Source organism: Sphingobacterium siyangense (genome assembly GCF_023277505.1).
Classification (GTDB): domain Bacteria; phylum Bacteroidota; class Bacteroidia; order Sphingobacteriales; family Sphingobacteriaceae; genus Sphingobacterium; species Sphingobacterium siyangense.
In genome coordinates, this window is the sequence record NZ_CP080574.1 from 5,297,242 (window position 1) to 5,309,309 (window position 12,068).

Consider the following 12,068-nt stretch of genomic DNA (forward strand, 5'->3'; position numbering starts at 1 on the left):
TGTATTTTATACACAATGATGACACTATACATCTTTTTTTTTCAAAGGGTACAATGTACACTATAAAGAGCTAAAAATCAAACAACTACAAAACATATTATTGAAAGAATTAGCCTCTTTACAATAAAATTCACAACATATCAGCATAATAAATAAATATTTTTTAGCTTTTTGAGCCAAAATTTAAGATATTTGCAGCTTAATTCGATTGTACCGAATTTTTACAACAAACTATTAAAAATATGCCAAGCAATAGTTCAAATAGAAAATTCCCAAGAGTAATCATTATTGGTGCTGGATTTGGAGGAATTGAAGTTGCTAAAAAGCTTAAAAATAAGGAAGTTGAAGTTCTGTTGCTGGACAGAAATAACTTTCATACTTTTCAACCATTGATGTACCAAGTTGCCACGGGTACTCTTTCAGCGGACTCCATCTCCTTCCCTGTTCGCAAAATGTTCAAAGGCCAAGACAACTTTCATTTTAGACTTGCTGACGTAAAAAGCGTAGACAATGAGGCTAAGATTGTAAGAACAGATGTTGGTGATTTTGACTACGATTATTTAATTGTTGCGACAGGTGCTACCACGAACTTCTTCGGAAATCAGCAAATCACGAAATATGCTTTGCCGATGAAAAATATACAAGAAGCATTAAATATTCGAAGCTATGTTTTACAGAACCTCGAAGAAGCAGTACGAATAGAAAACCCTGCTGATCGTAAAGCTAATTTGAACTTTGTTATTGTTGGGGGTGGTCCAACAGGTGTAGAACTTTCGGGGGCAATCGCAGAGATCAAAAACAATGTTCTTGAGAAAGATTATCCAGAATTGAAAAAATCTGAGATGTCGGTTTACCTGGTTGAAGGACTTCCAAAAGTATTGGCCAACTTATCTGAAAAATCTTCTAAAGATTCAGAAAAGTACCTCAAAGATTTGGGTGTAGAAGTATTATTGAATGTTCAGGTAACTGGATATGATGGCAATTCAATTACTTTCGCCGATGGCAGAAGTATCGAAACAAAAACTGTTATCTGGGGAGCAGGTGTAGCTGGGCAGTATCCGAATGGTTTCAAAAAGGAGATTATCCAACGTGGTAACCGTATACAGACAGATGATCAATGTCGTGTTATCGATATGCCAGGTGTTTATGCCATTGGTGATGTTTCGGCATTTATCACAGATGACCTTCCTCGCGGCCTACCAGGTGTTGCACCGGTGGCTCAGCAACAGGGAGCTTATGTTGCCAAACACATTCTTCAAACAATGTCTAATCAACCAACTGAGAAATTCAACTATTTCGACAAAGGGTCCATGGCTACGGTAGGTCGTAATAAAGCTGTCGTTGACATGGGAAAAATCCATTTCAATGGATTCTTTGGCTGGATGACCTGGATGTTTGTCCACTTGATGTCCATCTATGGATTCAGAAATAAATTGATCACATTCGTAAACTGGTCGATCAAATTTTTCACCAAAAACAGTGGTGTGCGTTTGATCTTCCACAAATATGATGAGCCGACTCCGGAAGAACAACAGGCTGAAACAGCCCAATAACTTTCAATTGGAGTTTAGATAAACTATTTCAATACCCCGACAGCGCCATTATCCCAAACGATAATGGCGCTGTTTTTTTTTTTACACTTATTTTACCTGTTTAATCCACTCGCTAAAAACATGTAATAACAGACTGTAGAAACACTTCGAAACAATAGCCCTCTTCAGATAGTTGTCAAAACCACCTTTTCCCGATTGGATTCTTTCTTCTCGCGGTCAATGATTTCAAAAACACCGGCTTAATTCTTTTTTAACACCGCATCCAATTAAAAATAACTTCACCTAGGACGCAAGAATTACAGATTATATTCGTTAAATTTAAAGACAGTTTTTTCCAGATAGAATTTACTTTCAGAATGTAGTTTTTTTTGATGTATAACCTCAAAAAGATTAATTTTTTTTGTGTAGGTTTGCATATTATTTTAAAATAGCTTAAGGATTAGCAGATGGGCTTATTTAATTGGTTTACGCAAGAAGTTGCGATTGACTTGGGTACTGCAAATACCCTAATAATTCATAATGACAAAGTAGTAGTGGATGAACCTTCTATTGTTGCATTTGACCGCACCACAAACAAAGTGATCGCCATTGGTCGCCAGGCCATGCAAATGGAGGGTAAAACACACGACAATATAAAGACAGTACGTCCTTTACGTGATGGAGTAATCGCTGATTTTACGGCAGCTGAGCACCTGATCAGAGGTATGGTAAAATTGGTAAACAATGGTAAGAGCTGGTTTTTTCCTTCCCTACGTATGGTTGTTTGTATTCCTTCCGGTATTACGGAAGTAGAGAAAAGAGCTGTCCGCGATTCAGCAGAAATTGCGGGTGCCAAAGAAGTCTATTTAATCCACGAACCCATGGCTGCTGCTGTAGGAATCGGAATTGACGTGGAAGAACCAATGGGTAATATGATTATCGATATCGGTGGTGGTACCACTGAAATTGCTGTCATCGCTTTATCGGGTATTGTATGTGACCAGTCCATTCGTGTTGCTGGTGATAACTTCGACTCTGACATCGTTCAATACATCAGAAGACAACATAACATCATGATCGGTGAACGTACGGCTGAAAAAATCAAAATTGAAGTGGGAGCTGCTCTACCAGAGTTGCAGGAACCACCGGCGGATTTCGCTGTTCAAGGCCGTGATTTGATGACAGGTGTTCCTAAGCAAATTACTGTTTCTTACACCGAAATAGCGCATTGTCTAGATAAGTCCATATCAAAAATTGAAGAGGCGATCTTAAAAGCACTTGAAATTACCCCACCAGAATTATCAGCGGATATTTATCAAACAGGTATTTATCTTACGGGTGGTGGTGCGTTATTGCGCGGTTTGGACCGTCGTATACAAGCGAAAACTAAACTTCCAGTACATATTGCCGAAGATCCGTTACGTGCTGTCGTAAGAGGGACTGGTATTGCACTTAAAAATATTGGACGATTTAAATTCTTGATGCAATCATAACGTTCGATAATTAATAACAATATTTTATTAAAGAGCGATATAATATGCAAAACTATTATATCGCTTGCTTATTAAATACCCACATTAAAAAATGAGAAACCTTTGGTTATTCCTGAGACGATATAATGCATTCTTCTGGTTTATCCTATTTTTTGGATTCTCGTTATTTTTGGTGATCACCAACAATTCTTTCCAACGTAATTCTGTTTTAAATTCTTCAAATAGTATCATCGGAGGCCTGTATGCAAAGGTCAATTCCTGGAAAAGCTATCTGCACCTCGGGGAGACTAATGATGCACTTGCAAAGGAAAATGCACAATTAAGAAAGGACTTACAAGCCTATCGATCAACTGACAGCATCAAGATTGGTCCTGTCCCAGCAATCGATAGCAGTGAGTTTGGGCGTTACGAATTTATTATTGCGAATGTCATCAACAATAGCATTCACCAAAAGGCAAATACGATTACACTCGATAAAGGCAGTAAAGATGGTATAGAGCGAGGTATGGGTGTTATCGCTCCCAACGGGGTAGTTGGTATTGTATTGAATGTTTCCCCTAACTTCTCTACCGTTCAATCCCTATTGCATCCAGATACGCGTATATCCGTTACACTGGGCCACACCGAGGTCTTTGGCTCGTTGGTATGGGGCAATAGCATGGATTACCGCGCGGCAATGGTCAAGGAAATTCCAAACCACATCAAAGTCAACAAAGGAGATAAAGTGTATACCTCCGGATATTCAGGACATTTTCCAAAAGGAATTTTTGTCGGAACGGTCATTCAGACAGGTATTTCTTCAGGAGATGCTTTTTTGGATCTTAGATTATTGTTGAGCACCAATTTCTCCAATTTGCAACATGTCTACGTTGTAAAAGACCTGTTAAATAAAGAATTAAAGACACTAGAAGAATCGACAAAGGACAATGGCTAGGATTTTAATATTTAATATTATTCGATTTATCGTTTTGATAGGCATGCAAGTTTTCCTATTTCAAAATATCGGTTATTACAATCTGGTCGCTGCATTTCCTTATATCTTATTTATTTTTTTACTTCCGACAGGAACACCTAATTTCCTGGTGTATTTGATCGCATTTCTTACGGGACTTACCGTAGATTCATTTTATGATACCCTTGGTGTCAATACCGCAGCCTGTGTTGCATTGGCCGCCTTCCGTATTTTCTTCATGAAAATTACGCTCGAAGTTGAAGAACGTGAATCTTTTTTTACCCCGATGTTGGGGTTTATGAATATTCGCTGGTTCTTTTCCTACATCTTTTTCGGAACATTGATCCATCATACATTTTTGTATCTCTTGGAATCTTTTTCCTTCCAGCACATCCAATACACCTTATTGAGTATAGTTTTAAGTTGTATATTTACAGTAATTATCATGCTATTATTTAGCATATTATTCTACAAAAAGAAAGATCGGTTGTAGTAGATCGATGGATAGAAATTCATTTCTATGAACAGTTTTTTTGCGCGTAAGTACGTCGTTTCGGGAATCTTTATTGCTATCACATTGACCTTGGTGGCCCGCTTATTCTATTTACAGATCATAGACGATTCCTATATACATTCCGCAAACAGCAATGTCATGCGCAAGGTCATTGTGTACCCGGCCAGAGGGGTTATATTGGACCGAAAGGGAAAGGTATTAGTTCAAAACGAACCGGTATATGACCTTATGGTTACTCCACGTGAGGTGAAAGAAATCGACACCGCTTTGTTTTGCAAATTGATAGACATTGACAAGGAAGGCTTTATTAAACGGATGGAAAAGGCAAGAGTACACTCGCCTTACCGTGCATCCATTTTTGAAAAACAGCTTTCTGTACGGACATGGGCCCAATATCAGGAATACCAATATCAATTTCGTGGTTTCTATGTCCAAAAAAGAACAATCAGAAGTTATCCCGATAGCATTGCGGCTCAATTTTTGGGTTATGTAAGTGAGGTAAATGATAAAGATATCGAACGCTCCAACGGGTTTTATCGTAGTGGTGACTATATTGGTCGCAGTGGTGTAGAACGTTCTTATGAAGACCTTATTCGCGGAAAACGTGGTGTCAACAACTTAATGGTTGATGCGCTGAACCGCCCGAAAGGGGTATTTATGGAGGGGAAATACGATACACTTGCTGTCGCAGGGGAAGGACTGGTTTCCTCTTTGGATAAGGACCTCCAGATTCTAGGGGAAAACCTCATGAAAAATAAATTGGGGTCCATTGTCGCTATTGAACCTGCAACAGGTGAAATATTGGCGTATGTAAGTAGCCCGAGTTACAATCCAAACATGATGGTCGGCAGACAGTCTGGCAATAATTATATGAAATTATTGAAAGACGACACCAAACCGCTTTTTAACCGTCCTATTCAAGCCTCTTACCCCCCAGGCTCTGTATTTAAGGTTGTTTCAGCACTGACTGCGCAGCAGGCTGGTGTTATTGATCGCAATACGGTATTTTTCTGCCCGCATGGATATAGCTATGGTGGTGGACGCGGCTGGATGGGCTGTACGCACTATCATGGATCAACTACATTACAGCGATCTGTAGCTGTATCATGTAATACCTACTATGGATTTACCTATGCTAAGATGATCGACGGACGTGGGCTTTCGGGACCTAAGGCCTACGATCTATGGCGCAATGCAGTAACACAGTTTGGAATTGGCCATAAACTTGGAATTGATCTGCCGGGTGAAAAACCAGGTTTACTACCTACGTCAGATTTTTATACCAAACGCTATGGTAACGATAAATGGCGTTCAAGTTTCAATATCTCCTTATCTATTGGACAAGGGGAAATGGGTATAACGCCCTTGCAAATGGCCAATATTATGGCTATCGTTGCCAACAAAGGTTTTTATTATAGACCCCATCTGATTAAAGGTATTGGCGCACAGAAGATTGCCAAGAAGGAATTTACCGAAAAAGTCAGTGCCGGCGTGGATGAGCGGTATTATCCTGTTGTTATCCAAGGGATGAGTGATGCTGTCAATACACCCGAAGGTACCGCATGGGCCAATCGTATCCCAGGCATCGAAATGTGCGGAAAAACGGGTACAGCACAAAACCCACACGGAGAAAACCATGCCGTTTTCTTTGCTTTTGCGCCTCGAGAAAACCCTAAAATTGCCATTGCTGTCTTTGTTGAAAATGCAGGTTACGGTGGAACCTGGGCAGGACCTATCGCAAGTATGATGGTTGAGAAATACCTCAAAGACACGATAACTGCACCAAAATATATTCAGGACCGCATTTATAAAGCGAATTTTCTTCCTGCACCAAAAAAGGTTGTCGATCCAAAGATTAAAGATGTAAAAAAGACTGATTCCGTAAAATCAAAAACGGATACGTTAAAATCAAAACGCCAGCTGGCAGCCTTAACAAAACCAAAGGAAACAATTGTTCACCATAGCGAGATAAAGAGAAGATATGAATAATCAAAAAACTAGTTTCTTTGGAAAGATAGACTGGCTAACCATCACTCTTTGGCTTGCGCTATGCTTAATTGGCTTATTCAATATCCGTGCGGCTGTATTTAATCCTGAACTACCCAATTTCTTTACCTTAGGAACCAATTATGGAAAACAGTCTTTATATCTTGTTTCCGCAATTATTCTAGGGGTATCCATTCTGATCATAGACGCGAAATTTTTCAGTTCCGCCTCACCGATATTTTATGGTATAACAGCTGTCCTGCTTGTCATCGTGCTCGTTGTAGGGCGAAATGTCGGCGGAAACCAGGCCTGGATTGACTTAGGTTTTTTCCGCTTACAGCCTTCCGAGTTTGCAAAACTTTCAACCTGTCTGCTCTTGGCTAACTTTCTAAGTTCTCAAAGTAACAAAGCGCCGACCATGCAGACACTGGCCATGGGTGCGGGTATTGTCTTATTTCCTGTATTTTTGGTTATGTTACAACCCGATACGGGATCTGCCCTTGCCTTCTTTTCGTTGATTTTTGTATTCTACCGCGAGGGCTATGTTAATAATGAACTGCTTATATTTGGCGGGCTATGCATTTTACTTTTTGTTCTTTCTTTATTGGTCAATCCTTGGATTCTTATCTTGATTTTAGCATTGCTCATTGGCCTTGTCATGTGGAATTACCGTAAGAGAAGAAAATACATTATCAATCTAAGTATACTTTTTGCAGCCTCTGCTGTATTTGTTCTCTGTGTGGACTTGGTCTATGAACATGTGCTACAACCCCATCAACGTGACCGTATTGACATTATCCTAGGCAAAATGGAAGACCCTAAAGGTAAAGGATATAATTTGAATCAGTCGAAGATTGCAATTGGATCGGGGCAGCTTCTAGGCAAAGGTTACTTACAGGGAACCCAAACGAAATACAATTTTGTGCCGGAGCAGAGTACGGACTTTATTTTCTGTACCGTTGGAGAAGAGTGGGGATTTGTTGGATCAGTTACCTTATTACTTATCTATCTCACCTTACTGCTACGCATTATTCATATCGCCGAACGACAGCGTTCAGCCTTCGCCAGGATATATGCATACGGTGTAGCGTCCATCCTCTTTTTTCACTTATTTATCAATATCGGTATGACAATAGGTATTGTTCCGGTTATCGGGATTCCGCTGCCTTTTATCAGTTACGGTGGTTCATCCTTATGGAGTTTCACCATTTTACTGTTTATCATGCTTAAATTTGATTCAAATAGAAAAGGAGTTGTCTAAAAACAACTCCTTTTCTATTTGTAGCCTTATTTAGTTTTTCTCAACTCTTTTACTGCATCAATTGAGAAAAACTAAAGTCTCCCTTGCCTGCACAGACAAACGGTTAAATACGCTCCAAAACGAGCTGTATAGCTTTATCCACAACTTCTTCAGGTGCGGAAGAAAACCGGCCATCTACCCGACTTGCCAAAATTGCATTGATGGATAAAGCCTGATGTCCAAACATGTTAGCCAATGCATAAATACCAGCTGTTTCCATTTCCAGGTTGGTGAAACGCTGATCTTTATATTGAAAGGAGCTGATCAAGTTTATAAAATTGGGAATCGTATTAGTTGATCGGACAGTCCTTCCCTGCGGAGCATAAAATCCGGGCGCAGTCAAGGTGACTCCCTTCGGTAAATCAAAGGCTATTCGATCCAGAAGGCTTGCGCCAGCTTTTGCAACGTAGGGCTTTAAGTTTAATGCGGAAAAATATTCGGCTAGCTCAACCTGAAGCGCCTGCTCCTCGCCATCGTAAGATCCCTGATAATAGTTCATCAATGCATCAAGACCTATTCCATACGCAGAGGCCAAAATAGTTCCCATCTCAACATCTTGTTGTACCGCTCCAGAGGTTCCAATGCGAACAATATCCAATGAGCTAAGCGTCGACTTTACCGTTCTATTGTCAAAATCAATATTTGCCAGCGCATCCAGTTCATTCAACACAATATCTATATTATCAGTACCTATACCTGTTGAGATTACAGTCAACCGTTTATTTCCCAGATAGCCGGTATGCGTAATAAACTCACGTTTCCCTTTTTTGAGTTCAATACGATCAAAGTGTTTCGATACTTTCGCTACACGGTCTGGATCACCGACCGTAATTACTGTACTTGCCAGATCTTCCGGCAACAAATTCAGATGGTATATACTACCATCTGCGTTTAAAATCAATTCCGATTCGTTGATCATATCGTATATAAATAAGTTAACTGACAACCTTCTATTTTGGAAAACCGATCAACAACTCGATTGACTTGCATTTTTCGGACTTCAAACTCCAAATAACACTGATTATCAAATTCCTGCTTTTCAACTTCGACGCCCTCTTCCTTTATGATCCGCATAATATCATTCATATGGAGGTAATCGAAGGTAATACCATAATGGTCATTCACTGTACGCTCGATAATTTCTGATTGGGTCAAAGCATCTTGCGTTGCTGATTTGTAGGCATTAATCAAGCCTGGGACACCCAATAATGTACCACCGAAATAGCGAACGACAATCACGATAACATTGGTGACATCCATCGACAGGAGGACGTTCAAAATTGGGCGTCCTGCTGTCCCTGACGGCTCTCCATCATCATTCACACGAAAGACAGCACGATCTGGCGTGAGACGATAAGCCCAACAATGGTGTCTCGCTTTCGGATGAATCGCTTTCACTTCCAAGATCAGATCTTTTAATTGGTCTTCGGATTTAAATGGAAAAGCATAAGCAATAAATTTACTGCCCTTATCCCTAAAAATTCCCTCGTATTTTGCATCAATAGTCCGGTAAGTATCTTCAAATAAACTCATAGATATGCTATGATTAAAACTGAAACAATAGAAAGCGCTATGCCTAAATAATTCAATAACGATAACCTTTCTTTAAAAAATAAGACGCCAATTAGAGCGCCCAATGAGATCACACCAATATTCATCCCAGTAAACACGACTGATGGATTGTCTGGTAAGGCACGATGCGCTTTCATATAAAATAGGATGTTACAAAAGTTAAATACACCCAAAACCAATCCATATCCCATAGCTTGCTTTGAAAAACGTTGCTTTTCCACCAAAAGGAAATACAGCAATAGCACCATTGCAATAAACATCGCCATCACAAAGATAATAAACATGGAACTGATATAAGGTATATTAACATGCAAGGCGACCTGTTTGAAGAGGATATCAATTATACCCATACCGATAAATACCAATAATGGATAAAGCGCTTTATAACGACTATCAGCCATCGAGCTATTATGCTGATTTTTTTGCCAGCCAATAGAACATAGGATGGCTAATAAACCAAGGCCTATTCCAAGCATCTTATGTCCCTCCATTTTTTCATGAAAGAAGAAAAATGATGCAAGCAGGGGAATAAACAACGATAGACGTTGTGCAATCTCTGTCTTGACCAAACCACTATAGCGAATGGACAAAGCTATAAAAACAAACATCCCTGGAAGTAGTATCGCCAGACTCGTATACAAGGTAACCGGCATAGCATCCCATACGAGCGATTTTAGATCCGGTTGCAATACAAAATAGGTCAGTGCAACCGCCATGGGGTAATTCCAAACGATAACTTGTTTGGTTTCGACTCCATTTTGTTTTGCCAATTTTAATAAAACAGCAACGGTTACGCTGCAGATGACACTTAATAAAACAAAAATCATGATTCAAAATTCATTTATTTCCAAAGGCCACGTTTCTCCTGACGAGCCTGACGTTCCAATTTTACAAATAAATCTGCATATTGTACATTTGGCGCTAGCGTATAGGATACTGCATACCCCTGTTCAACCAAATCCCGATTGACGAATTTCTTTCCGATATACACATAGGCAAGAAGTCTTCCATACCGATCCCGTTTTCCAACGTCAAAGACTAACTTTACACTTTTTCCATTCAACATTGCCGTTAAGTACTGCTTTGCTTCTTGACCATAGTAACCGATTTCCTTACGTGCTGTCCGTCTCGTTTCCGGGGCATCTACCCCTATCAACCTAACTTTCTCCCCTTTTGAGGTTCCATTTTCAATGACAAAGGTATCACCATCTATAACGCGCTTTACCTTCGCATCTTTTTCCTCTCCTTTAAAAGTAAAACCTGTCAATAAAAAACAGATCATACATCCACATACATAAAAATTACTTCGTTTTAGCATAAAATCCAGCGTTTGCCCAAAGGTAGTAAAATACTTTTTTAACAAAACAGTCAAAAAAAACGGAAATATTAATATTAAAAACACATAAATTTAACACAAAAAAAACAGTAAAAAATCACATAAAAATACCGCTGTTTTCAATATAAAAAATAACACTAAAACATAATTTATTATAAAAGAAAAACAACAATACAAAAACTTAAACAACTAAAAAACAATACAATACTAACATTAAAGCAAAATAAACACTTTAAAAACATCACAAATAAATCACTGAAAATTAATCAAAAAAATCACATAAAAACACATAAAAAAAACCTTAAATTAACTCAATATTTATAATAAAAAATTATTTTTTTCTTTGATATTTCAAAAACATTCGTACATTTGAAATGTCAAACAACAACAGGATGAACAGAACATATACATATTTCTATTTTAACTTCTTTTATTTTAAAAATAAGAGCCGGGATTAGATTGTGTATAAATCATAAAAAATACAAACAAGAAGAGTCCCGGTTCAAATGATCGGGACTCTTTTTTTTGGAGACAACATAGCGAACAAAAAAACAATGAGTTTAAAAATTGCAATACAGGGAGCAAAGGCTTCATTTCATGAAGAGGCCGCATTTAAATTTTTCGGAAGAGAAGTTGAAATTGTAGAATGTGATTCATTTAAAAAAACTTGTGAATTGCTGAAGCAAAGAAAAGTCGACTATATCGTTATGGCGATCGAAAATTCAATTGCGGGAAGTCTATTACCGAATTATAATTTATTGAGAGATTACAAGTTCCATATCACTGGGGAAGTTTACCTAAACATTCAACAGAATCTCATGGTGCTGCCAGGCGTTAAGTTAAAGGATATTAAACACATCGAATCGCATCCAATTGCCATTCGCCAATGCGAGGAATTTCTTTCTGAACTTGAAGGTGTACGTATAACCGAGGGATCTGATACCGCTGCAACTGCGAAAATGATTGCGGAGCGAAAATTAACGGATACTGCTGCAATTGCTGGGACATTGGCTGCTGAAATCTATGGTCTTGAAATATTAGAAAAGAGAATCGAAACCAATAAAAAGAACGCAACGCGTTTCCTCGTATTATCTAATGAAGTTGTCGAACATAAGAATGCCAATAAAGCATCATTATCATTCCAAACAGGAAATACAGTAGGATCTTTGGCGACTATTTTACAATGCTTTGCCGAACAGAATATCAATTTGAGCAAAATTCAGTCAATGCCGGTAATCGGAAAACGCAATGAATATGATTTTTTCGTTGACGTAGAATGGAAAAAACAAACAGACTACGAAGCAGCAATACGTAAAGTACTCAAACATAGTGTCAATTTCAATATTATGGGCGAGTATGTCAAAAACGAAAAACTATAATTAA

11 protein-coding genes are annotated in these 12,068 nt (G+C 38.6%); 7 read left to right on the plus strand and 4 right to left on the minus strand.

Annotation, left to right across the window (positions count from 1 at the left end; translation table 11 throughout):
- Nucleotides 1-242: 242 nt before the first annotated feature.
- The 6 genes from K2F45_RS22325 to rodA all read left to right on the plus strand — a co-directional run bounded on the left by K2F45_RS22325 (nt 243) and on the right by rodA (nt 7,738).
- Nucleotides 243-1,553 (plus strand): NAD(P)/FAD-dependent oxidoreductase, encoded by a 1,311-nt coding sequence (locus K2F45_RS22325; protein ID WP_075993980.1) that lies wholly within the window; start codon nt 243-245, stop codon nt 1,551-1,553.
- 446 nt (nt 1,554-1,999) lie between these two features.
- Nucleotides 2,000-3,025, plus strand: a complete 1,026-nt coding sequence (locus K2F45_RS22330) for a rod shape-determining protein (RefSeq protein ID WP_046671815.1) — start codon at nt 2,000-2,002, stop codon at nt 3,023-3,025.
- A 91-nt stretch (nt 3,026-3,116) separates the two neighbouring features.
- Nucleotides 3,117-3,959 (plus strand): rod shape-determining protein MreC, encoded by an 843-nt coding sequence (mreC, locus tag K2F45_RS22335; RefSeq protein WP_075993981.1) that lies wholly within the window; start codon nt 3,117-3,119, stop codon nt 3,957-3,959.
- Nucleotides 3,952-4,470: a hypothetical protein gene (locus K2F45_RS22340; RefSeq protein WP_046671817.1), complete on the plus strand. Its 519-nt coding sequence runs from the start codon at nt 3,952-3,954 to the stop codon at nt 4,468-4,470. The genes mreC and K2F45_RS22340 overlap by 8 nt, the downstream gene beginning before the upstream one ends.
- Before the next feature lie 27 nt (nt 4,471-4,497).
- The gene (gene mrdA / locus K2F45_RS22345; RefSeq protein WP_248932476.1) at nt 4,498-6,480 is read left to right on the plus strand and encodes a penicillin-binding protein 2; all 1,983 of its coding nucleotides are present in this window, start codon (nt 4,498-4,500) and stop codon (nt 6,478-6,480) included.
- Nucleotides 6,473-7,738, plus strand: coding sequence for a rod shape-determining protein RodA (gene rodA / locus K2F45_RS22350; protein WP_075993982.1), 1,266 nt, complete (start codon nt 6,473-6,475; stop codon nt 7,736-7,738). The genes mrdA and rodA overlap by 8 nt, the downstream gene beginning before the upstream one ends.
- Before the next feature lie 103 nt (nt 7,739-7,841).
- Here rodA and K2F45_RS22355 read toward each other — a convergent pair whose 3' ends face one another.
- The 4 genes from K2F45_RS22355 to K2F45_RS22370 are packed head-to-tail and all read right to left on the minus strand — an operon-like array spanning nt 7,842 to nt 10,667.
- Nucleotides 7,842-8,696, minus strand: coding sequence for a nucleoside phosphorylase (locus K2F45_RS22355; protein ID WP_075993983.1), 855 nt, complete (start codon nt 8,694-8,696; stop codon nt 7,842-7,844).
- Nucleotides 8,693-9,310 (minus strand): IMPACT family protein, encoded by a 618-nt coding sequence (locus tag K2F45_RS22360; RefSeq protein WP_075993984.1) that lies wholly within the window; start codon nt 9,308-9,310, stop codon nt 8,693-8,695. The genes K2F45_RS22355 and K2F45_RS22360 overlap by 4 nt, the downstream gene beginning before the upstream one ends.
- Nucleotides 9,307-10,176, minus strand: coding sequence for an EamA family transporter (locus tag K2F45_RS22365; RefSeq protein WP_075993985.1), 870 nt, complete (start codon nt 10,174-10,176; stop codon nt 9,307-9,309). Before K2F45_RS22365 ends, K2F45_RS22360 begins: the two co-directional genes overlap by 4 nt.
- A 14-nt stretch (nt 10,177-10,190) precedes the next feature.
- Nucleotides 10,191-10,667, minus strand: a complete 477-nt coding sequence (locus K2F45_RS22370; protein WP_083663844.1) for a thermonuclease family protein — start codon at nt 10,665-10,667, stop codon at nt 10,191-10,193.
- Nucleotides 10,668-11,239: 572 nt separating this feature from the next.
- On the opposite strand from K2F45_RS22370, the gene K2F45_RS22375 reads away from it, so the two are divergent.
- Entirely contained in the window at nt 11,240-12,064 is an 825-nt protein-coding gene (locus K2F45_RS22375; protein ID WP_046671823.1) for a prephenate dehydratase, read from the plus strand.
- Nucleotides 12,065-12,068: the final 4 nt, after the last annotated feature.